Here is a 21,045-nt window from a genome sequence, read left to right as displayed (position 1 = left end):
GCCGTTTTGATAAAAGAGTTTTTCACTCTTTAAATCGCAGTCCATCGGCTAAAAGTGCAACCATACGTCCTACTTGCCCAGATGAGTCTTCAGATGAGGACATCCCCAATCTTGCAATTCCTCCAAGTAGTTCATCTGCAGTTATATCTGAACGAACATCTCCCGATTCTATTGCTGCACCTAACACCATAGCGAGGGCAGGCCTTAAGTGCTGGTCAAAATAGCTTGGAAGGGTTTCAAAGGCTGGATCGCCTGAGTGCAATACTTCGGATAGTCCTCGCTTAGTGGCAAAAAAGGTCGCAAATATTTGCATACAGCTGGCCAGGGCTTCAAAGGGGGGGAGGTGTTTAGCTTGTTCTATCACTTCCTCAGAGCAGCTATCGATCTCCCTGCGGAAAACTGCCGCGATCAGGTCTGCCCGCTTCGGGTAGTGCCGATAAAGAGTGCCTACACCGACACCGGCCTTACCCGCAATCTCCCGCACTGGGGCATCTACGCCGGAGGTGGCGAATACTTCCTTGGCTGCCTGGAGCAGGGCGCCATGGTTGCGCTTGCCGTCTGCTCGCTTACGTTGGCTCGAATTAGTGTCATCAGGTTTTGGCATATCTACCCCTTGCTAAGCGGAACATTGTTCCGTATATTTAATCGGAACGTTGTTCCGATTTTGCCATAGCCATGTGCTGGAGCCAATGGCCCATGAGCTGTATCTATGTGGAGACTGACGATGCACGGTAGACCAATTGCATTGATAACTGGTGCTAATAGGGGAATAGGATTACAAGTCGCGAGGGACCTGAGTGCTAGAGGCGTTTCTGTCTTAGTTGGGGCTCGTGATTTGAAGCTGGGGCAAAAAGCCGCTGATTCCATAGGCGAAAGCGTTTGGCCTATTCAGCTAGATGTTACTGATGAGAGCAGTATCCGAGCTGCAGCCAACACTATTAGAAAAGACTTTGGCCGTCTCGATATATTGATTAATAACGCGGCGATTAGCCATGCAGGGGAGGCTGGAGTAACTCTGGCGGAAATCGGCAAAAAGACTCAGGTTAGCGCTGTAACTTTGGCTGAATTACGTGAGATATTTGAAACTAATGTTTTCGGGGTTGTAGCGGTTACACAGGCAATGCTACCTCTTCTAAAACTCTCTCCTTCTGCCAAAGTGGTTAATGTTTCTAGCGGTGCTGGCTCGTTGATGAGCCATTCAAATCCTAAGAATCCGGCACGAAAAATGTTTGGTGCCTACTCCATGTCAAAAACTGCACTAAATGCTGTGACTATGGCTTTCTCAATTGATCTTGAAAAATCAAACATAAAGGTAAATGCCGTATGCCCTGGGTTTACTTGCACTGGCTTAAATAATTACGAGGGTGAGCAAACTGTAGCAGAGGGTGCGAGGGAAATTGTGCGTGTCGCCCTTCTGGGGCGAGAAGGGGATTCTGGTACTTTTACTAGCTTCAATGGTTCGATGCCATGGTAATTCGGTGCTGATTGCAAATACCAGTGGCCACTTTACTGATTTCTATTAACCCCATCGATCAAGTGGAAAATTAAAAATGAAGGAGAACCATTTATGACAATATCAGATCATACATCAGTAAAAAAGCACGGCCCTTTTGTTATACATCATGCTGTATTGCTGCCTGACTCGGTCAGGGGGCAAGAGCTAAAGGTTCGTGTAATCGCACCGGTGAATGGTGAAAACTTACCAATCGTTATCTTCGCCCATGGATACAAATCACCACCTTATGGATACGCTCCAATAACTGAATTTCTCGCCTCTTTGGGTTTTGTAGTTCTGCAACCAGTTTTCCTGGATTCTGAGGTGCCAGATGATGACCCTAGAGTGCCTGAAATCTGGCAGTATCGAGTATCTGACATGAAGAGAGTTCTGGATGAGCTGGACAGTATCGAGAAAGCTGTTTCCATGTTGCGCGGCCGTCTAGATAAAGAAAAGGTAGTTGCTATTGGGCATTCCTATGGAGCACAAACTGTAGGTATGTTACTAGGGGCTCGGGTATTAAATGAAGACAATATCCCTGGCCCCGATTTATCAGATAAGCGGGTGTTTTACTTTGTGCAACTGGAACGGGCGGAGAGAACCTATCCCCTTTTGCGGCCAAGTTCTTCCCATTTATGAATCCAAGTTTTACGGAAATGACTGCTTCATGCTTAGTTGTTGCAGCGGATCAGGATAATTCCCCACTGAGTACCCGTGGGCCAGACTGGTTTACTGATGCTTTTACTTTGGGAACTGGTGCAGAGTACTTGCTGACCCTTGTGGGGGCAAAGCATTTACTGGGTGGAATTAATGGGTATGGCGTTATAAGTGAAGAAGAAAACAATCCTGCCCATGTATCAATTGTGCAGGCCGTAATTTCTGCGTACTTAAGTAAGCAGTTCTATGAGAAAAACTCCGATTGGGACGTGTTACTAAGCACGCTAAAAAACCAAGATCCATCTATTGGTTTTGTTGAAGAAAAGTCAGCCAACACTTTTATGGCTTTATAGTCTGGAAACCTGTTGATTCTTTTCATTCAATTAATCAGTTTTTCTGGGCAGAAAGCGAAGCACCACTTTGCCTTTAATCACTTCTACTTTTAGTGAATGACCTGGTAGTGTGATGAGTATACTTATCCAGACTTTAATTGCATTGTAGTGAATACTTTATCGAATCTCTATATCGATAGAATATCTGCTTTACACCCAGGAAAAGATATAACGATTGTAAGGCGTATCATTTAGAAAGCCAGGACTATAAATGGCAGGAATATTGGCTGTGTGTAATTTATACAGTTTTACGGGATTTTATTCCTTATTCTATTCTGTGTCAATATTTCTGACATGTATCGTTGTGTCAATATTTCTGACATGTATCGTTGTGTCAATATTTCTGACATGTATCGTTGTGTCAATATTTCTGACATGTATCGTTGTGGCAATGTTGGGTGCTCTACATTGGTAATACAGTTTGGAATTTTAAGGAAAGGGTTATGTTGTGAACAATGCTATTTATTGTAGCTCTATATTACCCAGGACTTAATCTATGAGAGTTGCGATACTGGTTGTGTTGTTGCTAGTAAGTGTTGCTTATCTAAGCAGGCCGGAGAAAGCGAGCGAGTTACTTGCTGAGTACTGTGAAGATTCTCATCCAGATAAATCATTAGCCTATTGCAGACAGCAAATAACAACGCCTCAAATTAGATGTAATGTACTGAAGGGCACTTTAGAAAAAGATGGTACTTGTGTTAGGTGGGGACCGCCAAAAGGGAGTCGGCGCGGGCTTGATAATGATATCAACTTGTAAACCTTCGCTGACTTAGTGAGCCTAAAATAATCCTTAGATCTTCTTGCCACAGCTCTAAATTAGGGGGAATAGCTAAGTGAGCTGATATCTACAGTATCACTGCCTATATCTTCAATCTATAAGTACTTAAGATCTAGCAGGGTTCCTATCTCAGCAAAAATTGCAGTATTCAGTTCTCTAATTTATGAGGCTGTCCCGGGAGCACTTTCACATTTGAAATCAAAGCTCTTCTCCAAAATCGGCTGTAGTTTCTTATCCGGAATATAACCCCTTAGCCAGCTGAGCGGTTCTCCGCTGGAGGCTATAAGGAAGCTAAATGGAGTGCCGGGAGTTTCGCCCAGTACTTGTTGAAGCTGTGTGCTTGCCTGAAGCATGGGGAATTCCGGGCGTAGCTTTCGATATTCAGCCAGTAGGGCTTTTCGGGAGCCATTGATACCCAGGGCGATGGGTTGAAACTGTTGGGGGCACTCGCTAGTAAGCCGGTTGAGAGCTCGAACCTGGCGAAAGCACCAGGGGCAGTCAGGTTCAACCAGTACTATCAAGCTGGGTTTCCCTTTGAATTGCAGCAGGTTGATACGTTCGGGTCCGGCGAGGCTGCGCAGTTCAAAATCGTAAAGGGAAATGGCAGCTTCTGTCGCGCCAGCAGGCGCGAACAGAAGTGTGATTAGTGCGAGCCAGGTTCGCATTACAGGCTCCAGTCGAAGCCCAGGTAATACTCACGCCCTCGTAGCGGGCCGTAGATATAGGCTACGTCGTAGGCACCACTGGCATCCCAGAATAGAGGGCTCTCACCTTCCTCAACCTGGGTGTAATCTGTCAGGTTGTTTCCGCCCAGATACAGGCTCAGGTTTTCAGTGACGTCAAAGGTTAATTTAAGATCTACTGTCCAATAGGCGTCTGCGCTTGTGCTTTTTAACGTGGAGTCGCCCAACTGGTTGAAACCTTCGTAGCCAAATTCATCCAGGTCCCGGGAGCCTACCCAAGTAGCGCTGGCATATAGCATCCAGTAGTCGGCTTTGTAATCCAAATTAAATAGTGCACGCTGCTCTACTGGAGCAATGGCAAAAGATTCCCGGAAAACATCGTCGTAATCATAGGTCTCCAGTGTGCCACCGATAGACAAATTTTCAGTGAGCGCATAGCCGAGAGTGATATCGGCAGCACCTACGGAGGCGCTTTCCTGCATCTGAGTAAGCAGTGGTACTCCATCCTCGGTTTCGCTCAGTGCTGCGAGGTTATCTACTTCGGTAAATGCCAGTGACAGGGTGCTGTTGAGGCGTTCTCCCTCGAAGCTCAATGCATAAGTTGCGGATAGAGATTTTTCAAGGTTTTCGATCTCGATGGCAAAGCCATCACCGGCATCAAGAATGCCGTGATCTGTTTCGAAAAAGGATAGGGGGGCTCGGTATCCTCGTCCCAGCGCTACCCGGGAGGTCCACTGGTCGTCGTGCAGATAGCGGAGGTCTATCCGAGGGGCGACCACCGTTTCATCGATCTCTGTACCAGGTTTTTGCTCGGCGACAAAGTCGGCTTTGGCATTGTCTACGCGTATGGCCAGTGCCACTTCGAGGTCCGGTGAAACGGTCCAGGTGTCCTGTATGTAGAGGCCGGTAGTTTGGTAGTCGAAACTATCTTCGATGTAATTATCGCTTTCCTCTCCTGCGACAGAGTCGGAGCGCATGGATTCATCGCGAAGATCGACACCAAATGTGAGTATGTGCTGATCGTTAAGGATTAAATTGTTGCGCAGGTCGAAGTAGTTGAGTGTGTCTGTAGCGGTGTAATCGAAGCCTTCGTAGAAGGAGTCCTGCTTGTGCTCAGACCAGGCGACAGTAAACAGCGTGTTATAGGATTCGCTGAATTCGTGGAGCCAACTTGAGGAAATTTCACTGCGAGTGGTGGAGATCCATTCGGTGGTTTCCCAGGGTTTGCCAATGTATTGCTGCCGCACATCGTCGTCGACAAACAAGTGGTCAGATTCCACACCATCGTAGCCTTGCAGGACGGAACCAATGCTGTATCCCTGGGGGCCGCCAAAAATACTGGAGTCGGTATAGGCTGTGCGCAGTACCACGTTGTCCCGCTCACCCAGGTCATGGGAGAGGCGAACTACATAACTGGTGTTCTCTTGCAGCGGTGCTTCGCTAACACCGTTGTCATCATTGTCCATCTGGTGGTGCTTATCATCCTGAATGACCAGCGATGTACGGGTGCGTTCATCATCGCTTACATAGCCGCCCATCATGCCTAGAAAATAGCTGTCGTTGTCCTCCATAGAGGCATTGATGTTGAGGCCGGTTTCCTCGATTTCCTTGGAGATGACATTGATGGTTCCGCCGATTGCTTCGGGTGCGAGCAGCGATGCTCCCGCACCTCGGGCCACTTCGATACGAGAGACACCCGTTGTGGCCAGAGCATCCACTGCGTAATAGCCAGCCATCATGGTGTGAAGAGGAACGCCGTCGGTGAGGATGGTAGAGTGCTCACCGCGCATACCGTTCAGCATTATTCGTTTGACCCCGCACATGGAGCACTCATTGGAAACCCGAACACCGGGGGACTTTTCAATGGCGTCAGTGAGGTTAACCGCCTGCAGGGATTTGATCAGACTTTCATCAACAACCTCAGTTTTCTGGATTGCATCCAGCAAGGCTCCGCGCTCATAGAGGCGCTGGCGCACGCCGACTACTACGGTTTCCTCCATTACCGTGGGCTGATCTGAAGGAGTTTCATTGGCGAGGGAGGCGGGTACTGCGGCTGCGAGTGCGGTAGCTAGCAGGGTTTTGCGAAACATGAGATAACTTCCAGCAAGTAAACTGCCGAACATGATAATGATTCGCATTTGCGTGGCAAGCGAGCAAAGGTGGTAGTTTTAGTGACTTTGGATTTAGCGGGCCAGGATAAATGGGCGCTAACTTAGGGGCGGGCACTCAAGGAGCCTATGGATTTCTCTTGGGTTGGCTTAGTGAGTTGCTCTTTGTGAAAGAGTTGGAAAACCTTGGTCGATAGATTGTGGTTGAGGCCCGCTGTGGGCCCTCATTTAAGGGGGAGTTGATTCTCAGCGTTTTCTGTTACTGAGTTTCTGCTCCCTTTGAATACGTATATAAATTTCTTCGCGGTGAACTGCTAGGGATTTGGGGGCATGTATTCCGATCTTTACTTGGTTGCCCTTAACCTCCAGTACTTTGAGTGAGATATCTGTTCCAATTCTTAGGTTTTCACCAGTCCGACGCTTCAAGATCAACATATTTTTTCCTACTGAATTTCAAGCTATTTTTTTGGCTCCGAAACCGGAAGGCTTAGAAAGTCGTAATTGCAGGAAGGGCAGGGGGAGCGCGAGAACGGTAAGCATGAAAGAAGAAAAGGCGGGCACTACGCTCCCAGAGCTTGGGCAATCGCTCCAAGCTACTGGATCTTCTCGACTTTATTGAAGACGAGCGGGTATCTAGCGTATGATGCATATAGCCAGTGCGTCCTGAGTATTTTTTTATTTTTTTATTTATTTTTATAAATAAAAAAATACGTGCTATCCAGGAGATGGAGGTCGGCCCTCCGTTATCGCTTTGCAGGAAGTGGTAACAAACCGTCTCAAGGTGATCGGAGTAAAGAGCTTTGGTTAGAAGCGCTTGAGGAAAAGGCGTACGAGATACGTCAGGTATGTTGTGTAGAGACGAATGCAAATGAACCACTGATGAGGTGTCGAAAGCGTATTACCAAGATGATGTCAAAACCCGTGCACTGGCTAAGTGCGGGGATAAGCTTGGAGGTTACCTGTTTACCGACCGAGTGGCATCCGGCATAGAGGTGGCGTGAACACACAACAGGCTTTTGGGTGGAACAGGAGAACCTGTCGTCCAGGTGTTAAGGAAGAGCGTCAAGTAGAGGCCCTACAAGACGTTGAGTACCAAGACTGGTCACAGGGGCGGAACAACCCGTAGTAGTGGAGAAGCGGCTGTAATGGACGTGGAGCGAAGGGGTTGTCGTATTCGGCGACTAACCGTGTAATCAACCCAGATGGGGAGGAATTAACGATTAGCGCAAAGCCATTCAATATTCCCAAGCGAGCGGTTTGGGGAGCGTGGAAGCAGATCAAGGCTAATGGCGGCGGAGCGGGGATTGATGAGATAACGATAGAGCAATACGAATCGAGTCTCGTCAAAAACCTTTACAAGCTATGGAATCGGATGTCATCTGGCAGCTATTTTCCATCAGCCGTCAAACGAGTGGATATTCCGAAACTCGATGGCAGCCTGCGACCACTGGGTATCCCCACAATCGAAGATCGCATTGCACAAATGGTGGCTAAGCAACTGCTGGAGCCAGAATTGGAGAAGGTATTTCACCCTGACTCCTACGGCTATCGGCCAGGCAAATCTGCTATAGACGCAGTGCGTCGAGCTCGACAACGATGCTGGGATAGAATCTGGGTAGTTGATTTAGATATCAAAGGTTTCTTTGACAATATTAATCACGAACTCCTACTGAAGGCATTGGATAAACATAATGATCATCGGTGGGTCAGACTCTATGTGCAGCGCTGGTTGACGGCTCCGGTACAACATCAGGATGGACAGCTTGAAGAGCGAACACAAGGCACTCCACAAGGGGGCGTAATCAGCCCACTGTTGGCGAACTTGTTTTTGCACTACGCGCTGGACGTCTGGATGGTAAGAACGCACAGAGATATTCCTTTTGAGCGTTACGCGGATGATGCTGTTTACCATTGTCGTAATCCCCGGGAAGCGGATCGCTTACTGGCGGCTCTAAAAGCACGCCTGACTACCTGCGGGCTTGAGGCTCATCCAGAGAAAACGCGCAAGGTCTATTGCAAGAACAGTAATCGTAAAGACTCCCACCCAGTGATCCACTTTGACTTTCTGGGGTTTCGATTTGGTCCCAGAAAAGCAAGGAATCGCCAAGGACAGATCTTCACCGCATTTAGTCCTTCAATGAGTCCTAAGGCCTTCAAGAGGATTAAGGATAAGGTCAGGCAATGGCGAGTAATAAACTGGGTGGATCGATCACTATCTGAAATGGCAAAAGTACTTAATCCCGCAATACAGGGTTGGCTGAACTACTATGGTCACTTTGGGCGGAGATATGGTGTTTATCGGCTACAGAAGTATCTTGATCAAACGCTGATGCGTTGGGCCAGGAAGAAGTTTAAACATCTGAAGCGAAGCTGTTTTAAGAGTTGGGTCTTTATTGGAAAGGTTCGTCAACAAATGCGTGGCTTGTTTGCACACTGGAGAATGGGAAGCTTGAAAATGTGCTGAATACGAAGAGCCGTATGAATTGAGAGGTTCACGTACGGTTCTGTGAGAGGTTGAAGGGGAAGTTCCTTTGGTCTACTCGACCTTTGATAGTGCGTTTATCAACTTGGTTAGCTGGCCCCTGGTGTTGGCGCACCTTGGGTCAGCGCCTTTTACTTACTTTTACGTCACGCTACTGTTCTCCTTTGAGAAATGAGTCTTGGATTTACTTGAATCAACAATCCTTAAAAAACTGCTGGGTAAGACTCTAATTCCGATAAATATTCATCAATTTTACGCAGCTTTGACACTAAAACAAACTTAATAAAATCCAATAAGATCATTTTAGTGCCTATATTTTTGTGTTTTTTTGAAAAGTCTACTGTGGGTTGTTGTATTTCTGGGGAGAAGGATAACGCTGCTTGTCATTCTCTATATTGGTTTTAAAAGTAATATCATTAATTCAATTGAGCCCCATTTGCTGACCAAAATTTTCTTCGGACTTTGTGATTTTTGGATGTGTCACAGGGGCTTAATGTTGGTATTGGCCGTGCAGATTTACATTTCCAATCTTTCTTTTAATGAAACACTTAAGGGGTACTCAACCTCTGAGGGAAGAAGATTCTCCGCTTGCTCAAATTCTCCCGCTTTGACTAGTTGGTGAATTCTGTGGGCGCTTTCAGTTACATCAGTAATTTTCTGAATCCATTCGTTAACGTAAAGCATTACAGCTTTATTCGACAGCCCAATCTGAATAGCTCTGTGAGGAAGGGGTTCCAGATCTAAATTCCGTTCAGGGTCCCATTGAATACGGACAGGTGTAGTTCTCTTAGCCTCCAACCATGCTTCTTTCGTAGGGTATTGATTGGTTTGGTGGCTAAGCAGGCTATTCTGTAAGGCCCATTCAAATCCTTCTCTAGTGATATCTATCGCCAGAATGCGGTTTTGTCCGTTGTCTTTTTCTCCCCAACCCGAACGGTACATCATCCATAGGAAAGAGGGTTTAATCCAAGTCATACGTTCCATTTTGAATGGTGGGGATACAAAGGTTCCGTTTTGTAGGGCGGAATTTGCAATGGCTGTATTGTATGCTTGGTAGACGCGAATGGTGTGATTGTTAAAGCTAGCGCGGATCTGGCGCGTTGGAATAGTCATTTCTTAACCTCTAAATACATACTGTAATGTTACAAGTGGTTAAGTTATTAGTAAAATTCTATGCAAATTTACTCCTCAAGAGGAGTAGTAGAGTCCGTTGATTTAACGAAGCTCTACTACCAACATATTAGTTAATTATTCATGCATCAATAATCAGCACTAATCCAAACATTTTCAAAGTCGGTATAACCATAGATGGTAATATACCAAGTGCCCGATTGAGGAGTGTTCAAATCAATGGTTTCATAGTTGCCCCAGTTTTCAGAAGCGTAGTCGGCATTTGATTCAGTGGCGGATTCACCGTCCTTGATGTAGTGAATGCTATATCCACTACCCCGAATAAAAGGACGCTGGAATTTTCTGGTACTGTGATGATGTAATACAACAATTTACCTGCATGGGCCGCTGATAGATTCTTGATTAATTATAATGTTGTCGGGTGGGTTTGCCAGGGATACACCTGTTGTTAAATTTTCACTTAGAAGGAGCGTCCAATGGGTGATGGTAATAGGTGTCAGCAGTTGATTTTAGAAAATGCTTTCAATATCTTCAGTGTTTCCAGTCTTTATAGTTTAAGTCAAAACTGAATATGCTGCTTTTAGGTATAAAATACTTAAGAGAAGGTGTTTACTGGGCGCTCCTCAGTTGATTTGTGTCAGAAAGCGAATGAAATAACTGTAGGTTCAGTAAGTCACCATAATAAGAGCGATCTAACTCAAAGGTGCTTGATGTAAATTTGGCATGTGTTTTTCCATGTGGCTTGTCTTTTTTCTGCATTTCTGCAAAATCTTATTTTCACTGGCTATATGTTGGAATGGTTAAGTTTCTGATTGAGTATAGTGTTAGATTTCACAATGGGAATAACTTTTTTACTAATACAGGAGTGATCCTTCTAGATTGAGGGTAGATAATTTTTATTCTGATTGTTATCTCTTCTAGAGAAAAGATGGGTGGTAAATGCCCATCCTATTTATATCTGTCTTGCGTCTGCTTTCTGCTTATTATTTGGAGTCTCAGGTAGTACCCTGATTTTTTTGAAGTTAATTAGAGCTGGCGGCTGGTGGAAATGAGGGGGCAAATGTAGCGTTATAGACCTGCTGAGTTTCTTGTTAATAGTGTGACTCGGTAACTATAGATTCAGGTGGTAAGGATGCTGTAGGTTCAGTGTTTAGAGAAGATAAGCAGGTTTCTTGTTCGGTTTCTATAAGTATGTCATGTGGTACGTTAGTGATGATTTCTTGAAAGTTCAAAATAAAACAACTATAGATTTTTTGGAGGGGGGATGAAAGGGGTTTTACTGGCTTTTCTAGCTATACAATTAATTATAATTTCTATATTTGCGCAAGCGGCTCCACAAGTAGATATTCCAGCTCCATTATATAGTTTATCTGTGCCAGTCAATAATGATGATGGAGATTATTCAGTTAGTATTACTGCGGCACCCGATTTAAACCCCAGTAGTTGGGTTACCCTTGAGGAAAAAAAAGATAGTGGCAGTTATTCATCTATTTCTGGGGTTGGGCCGATATATCTTTCCTCTTCGGGCGTCAGTATCAATATATACGATAAATATACAGCCACTTATCAGTACAGGGCGAAGCGTTGTATATCTTCCAGTAATTGTACGTCATGGATTTACTCGAATACACTTTCTGTAGTTCGTACACCTGATGTGCCGGCGCCGCCCTCTTCCGGGTACAAAAGTACTAGTGGTACTGTTAACGTTAGCTGGAGTAAGCCTGAAGGGGTGGCTGTGTTTTATACACATCATTTAAGTTCATTTAAAGCCTCTGCTGCCTCCATATAATGGAGAAGTTTAGTGTACCCCTGCCAAACGGTTTTAACTCCAGGCTCACCATCGCCGCTCCGCCCCAGAAAGCCTCCAAGTCCTGCCAACATACGAGTTATATCTCTCATACTTGGAGCTTCATTTGGTGGGGAGGTTTTAGCTTGCATTATCCATATCATACGCCACTCTTTTTCAGAGTAGACTTTCGTACACGACGTATCAGGAAGCGTTCGTGCCCGTGTTGTCATGGAGTGTAGACGCCACCCAATAATCATATAGATTGCAATACAGTTCAGCATTCGCTGCTCGGTTCTAAAGCGATTACTTTCTATCTGGCATCCGCCTTTCACCACTCGGAAATAGGTTTCAATTTCCCATCGACTTCGATACCACTCAATAATGATCCTCGCTTGCTTAAAGTCCTCAACTGCAAGATCGGTCAGCAGCATCCATTCAATACCTTTTTCCCCTTCTGGTGGGCTTAATTCCTTAGCAAAGACTGCGTAGAGAGAAAGAGGTCGTTTTGATTTTCCTTTTCCCTGCAATCTTACTTCTGCAATGGATACACTGACCTTAGCTTCCCTTTCTGGCTGTCCATTCCTTTTGGGGATACCTACTGAGTATTTCCCGATGGACTTCTGCTTGGTCATATAGTCCCAAAGTAAAGTCGTATCTTCTCCTTCGATCTCTAAACTACGATTAGCCTTGGCTCGAATAATATAGCTTGCACGCCGCTGTTCATTTTGATCTTCAGCTAATTGAAACCACTCATGAATATCCCCCTCTCTATCCGCGATGCTCACAATCGTGGTTTCAGGGCAGCGCTCTTGTATCTCACAAGCTGATTCATAATGGTCTAGCCAGCGTCGACTCTCTTTATCTTGTATCGACTTGGTATAGCGAGAATTAGCACTAGATTCTTTATCTCGCTGCCACATGCTACCCTCAATAATACCCAGATTATCTCTGGATGGTGTTATAGCGATAGACGTATGTAGGAGCTGCTGATTAGTCTCTTTGCGTCGGAGTGTTCCCATTTCTTTGCTTTCTAAATCGGTATCAAAATTTAGGAAAGTGGTATCCTGAGGGATAAGAACAACTGGTTGAACCTTGATTCTTTCAAGAGTGGCTGATTTATGGCCACTCATAATGGAGTCAAAGCTGACTTTATCATTTTCGATAAATCGATAGGCTGCAAAGGTTTCTGCCCAAGACTTGTTTGCACAGGGAATGCTACCCTTTGGGTCGGAACTTAAATTACTGAGAATATTGGACAAGCGCTTTTTCAATCGTGTATCACCCATAACCTGATTTTTCACTTCGTCCCTGACCCAGTCCTGCATAATTATCCAGCCAAATTTGTAGCCCCTATAACGTACAAACTGTAACTCATTGATTTTTATAATAAAACTGAAAAAACTTGTGTATAAAACTTAGAGGGGTGGTTAGCCATTACAATCTACAGAAGCGTCTCGGAAGTGGCTCCTGGAATACAGCTGCAACCAATATTTCTTCCACGAGTAAATCTGTTTCTGGTCTTGCTCAGGGAAACTGGAAGTTTCGAGTTCAGGCCTGTGATTCTTATAGTGGCACTTGTTCAGATTATTCTTCTAGCAGCAATATAAATTACGTGCGTTTTAAGCCATCAGTGCCACCAGCACCTTCGTCAGGTGCAAAAAGTACCAATGGGATTGTGTCGGTAAATTGGTCTAAGCCTAATGGTACCGTGACCTACTATGACCTGCAAAAGAAAAATGATAGCGGAAGTTGGAGTAACGCCATCATGGGTACTACTTCAACCAGCGGCACGCCTTCGGTGTTAGATGATGGAGATTGGTTTTTTCAGGTTAGAGCCTGTAATGAATTTAGTTGGGCATGCTCAAGCTACTCTTCTTCGAGTGGCATCAATTATGTACGTCGCAAACCTGGTACTTCAGGAGCCCCATCCTCAGGGAGTACTAGTACCAGTGGTAGTGTCCCTGTTGGTTGGACTAAGCCTAGTGGGACAGTGACTTACTATGATTTGCAAAAACAAGAAAGTAGCACTGGTTGGAGTGATGCGATTAAGGGTGTCACCGCTACAAGTAGTACGCTGGGAGGTTTAGTCGAAGGAGACTGGATATTCCGCGTACGGGCGTGTAATGAATATAGTTGGGCTTGTTCTAACTACTCGGCAGCCAGTGGTATTAGTTACGTACGATTCATTCCATCAGCACCCAGTGTGCCAAATGTTCCATCGGAATCTCTGGACCAAAGTGCTGTCATTGATTTTGGTTCCGTTGCAAGTGTAGGCAAGTACTATTTGCTGCTAAGTCGCAATGGCTTCATTGGGGATTTCTCCGAACATAACCCAGGTAGCCAAATTACCAGTTCCAGTACCACAGTCGGGGGTTTGTCTGATGGAAATTGGTACTTCAAAGTCTCCTACTGTAATGGCTTTGACTGGGCATGTTCCACCAGCGATACAAGTAGTGCTGTTAATGCGCGTCGCTTACCGCAAAGCGTCTCTCTTACAGTTCCGAGTGAAGGTTTACCAAGACGCAATTACGAAGCAGAATTCTCTTCTAGCAGCAACGTTACAGAATGGATACTCAGCGAACGTAGGGTTGGGGCTACCTCTTGGGCTATTACTTATCAAGGGAGTAACAGCAGCAAGACTATTGTCAAATCCACAGCGAGGGAGACTTGGGAATACCAGCTAACTGCCTGCAATACATCTGTCTCTTGTGTTACCACAGGGATAGAATCGATTGAAATTTTCCCACTGAGTATCGGTGATATCCACGATGCAGCTTTGGAACTCCCAAGTATCCCAATTAATGACCCTACAGTTGGGCACTTAAACCCTGACGTTTCTATTAATGGTGGAAGCCTCATTCTTGCTGTGCCAATAGTTATCCCTCCTGGTAGATCTGGAGTTCAACCAGATGTGACTCTAAAGTACAACAGTACTGGCGGAAACGGGTTACTCGGTCTTGGTGGATTATTGTCAGCCGGAGGGGCTATTCGGCGCTGTGCAGATATTTATGAAATAGATAATAGTTCAGGTAGTGTTACTGATGATGCTGGCGATAAACTTTGTTTAAATGGTGAGCGCTTAGTTTTGTCAGATGATGACAGTAATTATGGCGGCAGTGGCTCTGTTTACTACCCGGAAACTAAACCTTATCTAAAAGTTACCCAGTCTGGAGTACTTACAAGCGCTACTTTTAAAGTTGAACACAGTGATGGGACTACGGATCATTATGGTGATACCGATAATAGCCGAGTTTCGCGAAACAATGTACATATAGTATGGAAGCTAAGAAAGTCTCAAGACATCAATAATAACAGCGTTGTTTATAGTTACACGTCTTTTGAGGGTGGCTCATACTTGAAAAATATTTATTATACGGGGGATGGGGATACCCAAGGTAATCGCCAGGTGGAATTCATTTATGAGTCTCGTAGTGATATCAGAGTTAATTACAGGAATGGATTCCGTAAGATTTTGAATAAAAGGTTAAAGCAAGTTAGAACATACATTAATACAAAGAAAGTTCGTGACTATTATATTAATTATTACACGAATACCAGTCTTTCAAAAATGCAGTCTATAACTTTGTGTGGGTGGAATATAGCTGGCACAGATGACCAGTGTTACCCTGCCACACTTTTTGGTTGGGATAACTGGCAGCCAGGGTTTACAGCTACACCTTCCAAGGCTTTAGCTCTGGATGATAATGACTACCGGAATTTTGGTGGGGGTATAAACAAGTCTTTGGATTACGACGGGGATGGCCAAGCCGACATTATGCTGGGGCGTGATGGGCTAGCTGGTGATGTAATACTGTCATCTACCGGTACGAGGGAGCTTCTGCCTTATAAAGTAAACTCCATACCGCTTGTGAGTCAGCAGTCACGTAATACTATTAGTAATGGTATCGATATCAATGGTGATGGTCGTGCGGATAATTTTGGGTATAGCGGTGATTCATTATTCTATGGTCATTGGACTGGTAGTAAGTTCATAGGTGAACTTATAGATACTGATAATGTGTGTGTGGATTCTCCCTGGAACACATTGCCAATTAACAATGGTGCTGATAAGTATCGGGCTTGCGCGCATTACTCATTAGACTTTGACGGTGATGGTAGACAAGATTTGGTGGTAACGCACCAGAAGGATCCTATGTTTAGCTATTTAGATTTTTACCGTAATAATGGTAATGGCACCTTTTCTAATGTTGGATCACGTAGCGATGCACTTAAAGTGGATAGTCCGCTGATAGTGACCGACTATGATGGCGATGGTGATCCTGACCTGGTAGGAGTGCATACTGAAATTGATAATACGCAGCAAGTACTTGTGATAGAGCTGCAGTGGAATGGAAGCAGTGTTTCCAGTAGCATCAATATTCCTTCCTGGGAAGAGATTCCTTTGACAGCCCCCGAACATCAGCTTGTTTTTCTTGACGTTAATCAAGATGGCTTGATCGATCTATTGCGCTATAACAATGGTTGGGTGCTACATATCAACACAGGTGGGAATCTTACTAGTCTAAGTTACAGCGTAGGGAATATTGATAGCCTTTATCAAAATGATACACGTTTTCCGAATCAACGCTTTCTTCACGGCTATATCCGTACTTTGGACTACAATCGTGATGGTATCACTGATTTGTTGGTACCTAGTACAGCACCAGCTAAAACAATGAGTGATTGTGGTGGGTATTGCGCAACCTGGGAGTGGGGTCAAAGCGTAGCTGATCGCATGGATCTATATCAGTGGAATTTGCAGCTCGGTAGTTATGATTCTTCCGGTCAAATAACATTTAGCACCGCTCAACAATTGCCTGGTGTATTAGCCCCACTTACAGATCTTAACTTGCTAGACTATGATGGTGATGGTTATATCGATATCGTTACGCGGTACGGTACAAAATACCAGCACCTAAGCCTGGATTTAGAAATGCAAGGATCACATGCTAGTAGTCCCGGTGTTTATGTTTATTACAATCAAAGCAATTTGTCTGATCGGCTTAGTAGTGTAGCTACTGGACTTGGAGTTTTACATGAATTTGAATATTCGATATTACATAATGATCCTGGTTTTTACTCGGTTAGTAGTACAAGTCAGTCTTTTCCCGAAATAAATGGAAGTAGCCATAATTATGCTGTAAAAGAATACCGTACTAGCGATGGCATAGGAGGTCTGAACAGAACCACTTTTAGTTACAGTGATATAATTTTCAATTTACAAGGGCGAGGTAATCAAGGCTTTAGGGAAATCACGGAGAGCAAGTATGCATCAGAGTTTGATGGCGATCCGCACTCCAGAGTAAAAACAACTTTCAATCAGAATTTTCCTGAAACCGGTTTTGTTCTAAATCGTGAAACGACTGTCCGTGATAGCAGCGGAAACTTTATTACCACTGCTTTTCTAGAGAATCATTTACATACGGTTAATGGCTTATTAGCCGATACCAAATTCGTCTATACCGAAAGCTCTTCACGAGATGTATATGAACTGGACGGTAGCCTGATTAGTAATGAATCATTCACTCGCTCCTATAACTATATGGGCTTGCTCACCGGCGAGACTAATATAATTGGCGATAGTGGGGGCGGTATTACTAAAACTATAACTAAGGGGGCAGATTATACTCTGGATATCCCTAATTGGTGGTTTAGATTAAATAGTAGTTCCGAACGCCATGAAGTAAGCTATCAGGATCCTTTACAAATGCCTGCTGATGCACTTACTGATGTTACCATCAACAAGGTATTTGGCTATGCAGATAATAGTATACGTGAACCAACATCGGTATCCATATCAAGTAGTGATACTTCTCTAAATTTAGTAACCACTAATCGTTACTCTGGGCCTTTCAAACAGCTGGATCAGGTCTCTTTTTCTAGTAATGGTAGTGGTAATACCGCTATTCAAGGGAATCGCTGGACTGAGATGGAATACACTTCTGATAGTGGTGGCGGTTATTTTGTGGCTAAAACTTATAATAGTGCTTGGGGTAAGACGGTCGCAGCTAGCCAATTGACCTATGATGCACGCACCGGTCTTGCTCTTACTGAAACTAACGTAAACAGCCACGTAACCACTTCTGATTACGATCATTTTGGGAAATTGACTAGCAGGGAGGTTCCGGGATTTTCGGTTCAGAAGGTATCCCGTCAGTGGTGTGAAAACACATGCCCATCTGCGGCCAGCAGTCGTAATGCCATCTACTTCGAAATTATTGCTCAGGCTGGTACCCCGATAGTATTCAAATATTTTGATATGCGCGGCCGGGAAGTCTATCGAGAAACGGAAGGGGCAAATGGAACAATTAGTCAATGGCAGGAATATGATAACCGTGGAAGAGTGACTCAGGTTGTAGACCCCCATTACACCACCGCAGCCGCTAATGATTATGGTATTGTCAATTTTTCTCAATTTGATGCGCTCGGCCGTCCAGGCCGAAAGGCTGTGGCTCGCTCGCCGATTAACTATGAGGTGGACTACAGTTATAGCGGCCTAAGTACAAATATAACTGTCAGCCCAAATGGCTATGGGGCAGTCCTAATGATGGCGAGTCGAAATAGTGTGTTAGGAAAGCCCCTTTATCATCAAGATGCGAAAGGACGATTGACTCGCTTTCGTTATGATGCATTGGGAAATGTGGCCATGATTCAAGATGTCTCGGGGAATGCAATTACAGCAATTTATAATGGCTTTGGCCATAAACTTGCTTTAAATGATCCAAACATGGGGAGCTGGCAATTTTTATACAATGCTTTAGGAGAGCTGCGTTGGCAAAAAGATGCGAAAGGGCAGGTAACAACGCTCAATTACGATACTCTTGGTCGGATCACAGATTTATATCCCGGCAGCGATTCTCCGCAGCACTTTCAGTTTGATAATTATGCCTATGGTACATTGGATCGTGAGTACGTCGGAACTAGCAGCAATCCTGATTTTGAACGTATTTATAGCTACGATAGTTTTCAACGGGAGGCGGCTAGAATAACCCAAATAGATGGTCACATTTTTGAACAGATAACTGCCTGGGATTCAAACTATGGTCGAATTAAAGGGATACAGTACCCAGATGGAACAATTGTAGAAAGACTTTACAGCCAAACAGGCCGTGCAGTCGAAGATTGGGATTTTGCAGCGGGTATCAGATTGCGAACTATTGATAAGCGGAACGCGACAGAGGCGATCACCCAGCAAAGTTATGCGAATGCCTTGATCGAAGAGAGTGTCTTTAATGCAGCGGGTCTTCTGGATCAGCGTTGCATTAGTGATCTTACTGGTACCTGTACTAAGGCTAATCTAATCTACGGACAATATGATAGCTATGGAAATTTAAAGCATCGACAAAATATAATTGCTGGTGTTGATGAGAGCTTTTCATATGATGAGCTACATAGGTTAACCCAGTCCCACCGAAACTGGGATACGCATGTACCTTCTACATCAAATATTGTTGTTGATTATGGCTACGATGGCATTGGAAATCTAAGTTACAAAACGGATTTCTCAAGTAACGGAGCCAGTGCTTACCAGTATGGCAATATAAATAAGAGTTTTAATAATGCAGGACCTAATGCTGTTGCTCAGGTTACATTAAAAGACAATAGCGTGCGAAATTTTCATTATGACCAGAATGGAAATATGACGACTGATGGGATGGAATATTAGTTATGGCGTAAACAATAAGCCAAAATCAATTAGCCACAGTAACGGTAACAATGCTGATTTTTTCTATGCACCTGATAATAGTCGTTATAAACAGGTTGCCACTGATGGTAATGCTACTACCATCCGCTATTATCTGGGAGCCTTTGAATATGAGGAGACTCAAAAGAATGGTAGTACGGTAATAGTCGAGCGGGCAACAGTGGGTGATTTTGCTCAATATCGTACACAGACCATCAATGGGAGTGTGGAATCTTCAGGCTGGGAGTTCCTGCATAAGGACCACTTGGGCTCTATTGAGAGTATCAGTGATATATCAGGAAAAATTCAGGAGAGAAGAGGCTTTGACCCATTTGGTAGGACCCGAGACCTAAATGAAGATGACACAACGGGAGGCTTGCTGGATAGAGCTATTACTAAAAGAGGCTTTACAAATCATGAACATTTGGATGGTGTCGATCTCATTCATATGAATGGTCGGGTCTATGACTATAATTTGGGGCGCTTTCTTAGTGTTGACCCTTTTATTGCTATGCCGGGAAATAGTCAGGCTTACAATCCCTACTCTTATGTGATGAACAACCCGTTAAGGTACACTGATCCTACGGGGTATATGGCACAATTATCTGGAACCAATATTGTAATTAGTGATGACGATGCTAGTAAGGTACAGCAGGCAGTTGATACCTGCCAGTCGAGTCGTTGCACAGGTGTTAAGATAACACTGGATGATAAAACTACAGTGATCTATCTGAAAGGAAATGGAAATGGTGGAGGAAAAGTAGGGAATAGTGTGAATGGTTCGCCTGAAGGGGATGGGTTGAGTGGGCAGAGTGGCAGGGTGCATGCTGATTCTATTGAGAAGCGACCGGAAAAATATACTCGAGAGCATTTTGAGGGTGAACCTGAAGACCCTGAGAAATTTTACAACGATGTAATTGAGGCAAATCGCGATAATCCGTTTATGAATCCGGGTAAAGGAAAGGAAGTTAAGTTTCTCAACAAATATGGCGTGGGTGTTTGCGCTAGTCAGGCATGTGATTCCGTAATCGGAGTTAAGCCGTTTGATGACTTGGATCGAGCGATTGCGTATGCAAACAAGTCTAAAGATCACGTGTTTGTAGACGGCATTGCGATGACAAGGACAGCTTACATTTATCGCACTGCAACGATGCCAGGCTCCTTCGAATTGACACATGGTCGCTATGCGGGAAGTATGTCAGTGTTGACTGGAGTCGGAAATGTAATCCAAACCGTTGCGCACGAAATAGGTCACTTGCGGGGTTACAAGCATAGAACGTTTTCGTTAAATTTCATGGAGCGCAAAGCGCTTGAGTACTATCATGAGAATAAGAAAAATAGAGATGAGATATGAAAAAACTTGTTTATCTTTTTTTGGGGTTTCTTTTCTATTCAGGTTTTTTGGGTGCGGAAGCGCTAAGCCCCTCCGAAATGAAAGGCTTGGGGTTGAACGTTCGGGTATCCGCTGGCCTTGGGGCTATTGATGTTACCATCGAAATTTCTCCTGAGAGATTTAAGGATTGTTTAGGGAGAAGTTACTTCACTATTGCAATCTGGAGCGAGAGCGATGAAATGATTTATAAGGAGGTCGTTAATGTTTCTGAGCGGATAAAAAGATTTTCGGTAGATCCCAATAGCTATAAATTATTCTTGTATCAAATTCTTCTGGATGGGTTAGAAGGAGTGGATGATTCGTATTCAGCAGATGATTGCAGGAGATATAGACAAGAGTTAAGCTGGTTTAACTTATCTGGGAAGAAACAAGAAAAAGGACGCCCATAGTCAGCATAAAAATGGCGCCAGATCAAATTTAGACATCTATTTACTCTGGGCAGAGTGGTTCCAA

At 44.4% G+C, this 21,045-nt stretch carries 15 protein-coding genes; 8 read left to right on the top strand and 7 right to left on the bottom strand.

Going from position 1 to position 21,045, the window contains the following annotated elements:
- Positions 1 to 22 precede the first annotated feature (22 nt).
- Entirely contained in the window at positions 23 to 604 is a 582-nt protein-coding gene (locus ACYX4J_RS12600; protein ID WP_413665337.1) for a TetR/AcrR family transcriptional regulator, read from the bottom strand.
- Between the two features lie 120 nt (positions 605 to 724).
- Between ACYX4J_RS12600 and ACYX4J_RS12595 the strand changes: the two genes are divergently transcribed.
- The 3 genes from ACYX4J_RS12595 to ACYX4J_RS12585 all read left to right on the top strand — a co-directional run bounded on the left by ACYX4J_RS12595 (position 725) and on the right by ACYX4J_RS12585 (position 2,505).
- Complete coding sequence (locus ACYX4J_RS12595; protein ID WP_444912762.1) at positions 725 to 1,474, top strand: SDR family NAD(P)-dependent oxidoreductase; 750 nt, start codon at positions 725 to 727, stop codon at positions 1,472 to 1,474.
- 93 nt (positions 1,475 to 1,567) lie between these two features.
- Positions 1,568 to 2,134, top strand: coding sequence for an alpha/beta hydrolase family protein (locus ACYX4J_RS12590; RefSeq protein WP_476176743.1), 567 nt, complete (start codon positions 1,568 to 1,570; stop codon positions 2,132 to 2,134).
- The gene (locus ACYX4J_RS12585; protein ID WP_476176742.1) at positions 2,131 to 2,505 is read left to right on the top strand and encodes a hypothetical protein; all 375 of its coding nucleotides are present in this window, start codon (positions 2,131 to 2,133) and stop codon (positions 2,503 to 2,505) included. The genes ACYX4J_RS12590 and ACYX4J_RS12585 overlap by 4 nt, the downstream gene beginning before the upstream one ends.
- Positions 2,506 to 3,483: 978 nt before the next feature.
- Here ACYX4J_RS12585 and ACYX4J_RS12580 read toward each other — a convergent pair.
- The 3 genes from ACYX4J_RS12580 to csrA form a co-directional block, all read right to left on the bottom strand.
- Complete coding sequence (locus tag ACYX4J_RS12580) at positions 3,484 to 3,987, bottom strand: TlpA family protein disulfide reductase (protein ID WP_476176741.1); 504 nt, start codon at positions 3,985 to 3,987, stop codon at positions 3,484 to 3,486.
- Complete coding sequence (locus tag ACYX4J_RS12575) at positions 3,987 to 6,095, bottom strand: TonB-dependent receptor plug domain-containing protein (protein ID WP_476176740.1); 2,109 nt, start codon at positions 6,093 to 6,095, stop codon at positions 3,987 to 3,989. Before ACYX4J_RS12575 ends, ACYX4J_RS12580 begins: the two co-directional genes overlap by 1 nt.
- A 264-nt stretch (positions 6,096 to 6,359) precedes the next feature.
- Positions 6,360 to 6,548, bottom strand: a complete 189-nt coding sequence (gene csrA / locus ACYX4J_RS12570) for a carbon storage regulator CsrA (protein WP_282933247.1) — start codon at positions 6,546 to 6,548, stop codon at positions 6,360 to 6,362.
- A gap of 730 nt (positions 6,549 to 7,278) precedes the next feature.
- On the opposite strand from csrA, the gene ltrA reads away from it, so the two are divergent.
- Positions 7,279 to 8,577 carry a group II intron reverse transcriptase/maturase gene (gene ltrA, locus ACYX4J_RS12565; RefSeq protein WP_444932862.1) on the top strand — a complete coding sequence of 433 codons (1,299 nt, stop codon included), beginning with the start codon at positions 7,279 to 7,281 and terminating at the stop codon, positions 8,575 to 8,577.
- A 534-nt stretch (positions 8,578 to 9,111) separates the two neighbouring features.
- On the opposite strand, the gene ACYX4J_RS12560 is transcribed toward ltrA, so the two are convergent.
- The gene (locus ACYX4J_RS12560) at positions 9,112 to 9,708 is read right to left on the bottom strand and encodes a DUF4291 domain-containing protein (RefSeq protein ID WP_282933246.1); all 597 of its coding nucleotides are present in this window, start codon (positions 9,706 to 9,708) and stop codon (positions 9,112 to 9,114) included.
- A 146-nt stretch (positions 9,709 to 9,854) separates the two neighbouring features.
- Entirely contained in the window at positions 9,855 to 10,019 is a 165-nt protein-coding gene (locus ACYX4J_RS12555) for a pre-peptidase C-terminal domain-containing protein (RefSeq protein ID WP_476178662.1), read from the bottom strand.
- A gap of 971 nt (positions 10,020 to 10,990) precedes the next feature.
- On the opposite strand from ACYX4J_RS12555, the gene ACYX4J_RS12550 reads away from it, so the two are divergent.
- A complete protein-coding gene (locus ACYX4J_RS12550) occupies positions 10,991 to 11,515 on the top strand; it encodes a hypothetical protein (RefSeq protein WP_476176739.1) in 525 nt (174 codons plus the stop codon).
- Here ACYX4J_RS12550 and ACYX4J_RS12545 read toward each other — a convergent pair.
- Positions 11,476 to 12,840, bottom strand: coding sequence for an IS4 family transposase (locus tag ACYX4J_RS12545; protein WP_476176738.1), 1,365 nt, complete (start codon positions 12,838 to 12,840; stop codon positions 11,476 to 11,478). The genes ACYX4J_RS12550 and ACYX4J_RS12545 overlap by 40 nt on opposite strands.
- Positions 12,841 to 12,938: 98 nt before the next feature.
- On the opposite strand from ACYX4J_RS12545, the gene ACYX4J_RS12540 reads away from it, so the two are divergent.
- The 3 genes from ACYX4J_RS12540 to ACYX4J_RS12530 are packed head-to-tail and all read left to right on the top strand — an operon-like array spanning position 12,939 to position 20,981.
- Positions 12,939 to 19,181 carry an FG-GAP-like repeat-containing protein gene (locus tag ACYX4J_RS12540; RefSeq protein WP_476176737.1) on the top strand — a complete coding sequence of 2,081 codons (6,243 nt, stop codon included), beginning with the start codon at positions 12,939 to 12,941 and terminating at the stop codon, positions 19,179 to 19,181.
- Positions 19,165 to 20,553, top strand: a complete 1,389-nt coding sequence (locus tag ACYX4J_RS12535; RefSeq protein WP_476176736.1) for an RHS repeat domain-containing protein — start codon at positions 19,165 to 19,167, stop codon at positions 20,551 to 20,553. The genes ACYX4J_RS12540 and ACYX4J_RS12535 overlap by 17 nt, the downstream gene beginning before the upstream one ends.
- Positions 20,550 to 20,981, top strand: a complete 432-nt coding sequence (locus ACYX4J_RS12530) for a hypothetical protein (RefSeq protein ID WP_476176735.1) — start codon at positions 20,550 to 20,552, stop codon at positions 20,979 to 20,981. The genes ACYX4J_RS12535 and ACYX4J_RS12530 overlap by 4 nt, the downstream gene beginning before the upstream one ends.
- Positions 20,982 to 21,045: the final 64 nt, after the last annotated feature.

It is taken from the genome of Microbulbifer sp. ABM4_008 (genome assembly GCF_056311705.1).
The sequence above is the reverse complement of the archived record's forward strand: the minus strand, read 5'-3'. Positions and strand labels throughout refer to the sequence as shown.

Coding starts and splice junctions, on each gene's coding strand:
- ACYX4J_RS12600 (WP_413665337.1), bottom strand. CDS start 604: ATGCCAAAACCTGATGACACTAATTCGAGCCAACGTAAGCGAGCAGAC.
- ACYX4J_RS12595 (WP_444912762.1), top strand. CDS start 725: ATGCACGGTAGACCAATTGCATTGATAACTGGTGCTAATAGGGGAATA.
- ACYX4J_RS12590 (WP_476176743.1), top strand. CDS start 1,568: ATGACAATATCAGATCATACATCAGTAAAAAAGCACGGCCCTTTTGTT.
- ACYX4J_RS12585 (WP_476176742.1), top strand. CDS start 2,131: ATGAATCCAAGTTTTACGGAAATGACTGCTTCATGCTTAGTTGTTGCA.
- ACYX4J_RS12580 (WP_476176741.1), bottom strand. CDS start 3,987: ATGCGAACCTGGCTCGCACTAATCACACTTCTGTTCGCGCCTGCTGGC.
- ACYX4J_RS12575 (WP_476176740.1), bottom strand. CDS start 6,095: ATGTTTCGCAAAACCCTGCTAGCTACCGCACTCGCAGCCGCAGTACCC.
- csrA (WP_282933247.1), bottom strand. CDS start 6,548: ATGTTGATCTTGAAGCGTCGGACTGGTGAAAACCTAAGAATTGGAACA.
- ACYX4J_RS12560 (WP_282933246.1), bottom strand. CDS start 9,708: ATGACTATTCCAACGCGCCAGATCCGCGCTAGCTTTAACAATCACACC.
- ACYX4J_RS12550 (WP_476176739.1), top strand. CDS start 10,991: ATGAAAGGGGTTTTACTGGCTTTTCTAGCTATACAATTAATTATAATT.
- ACYX4J_RS12545 (WP_476176738.1), bottom strand. CDS start 12,840: ATGCAGGACTGGGTCAGGGACGAAGTGAAAAATCAGGTTATGGGTGAT.
- ACYX4J_RS12535 (WP_476176736.1), top strand. CDS start 19,165: ATGGGATGGAATATTAGTTATGGCGTAAACAATAAGCCAAAATCAATT.
- ACYX4J_RS12530 (WP_476176735.1), top strand. CDS start 20,550: ATGAAAAAACTTGTTTATCTTTTTTTGGGGTTTCTTTTCTATTCAGGT.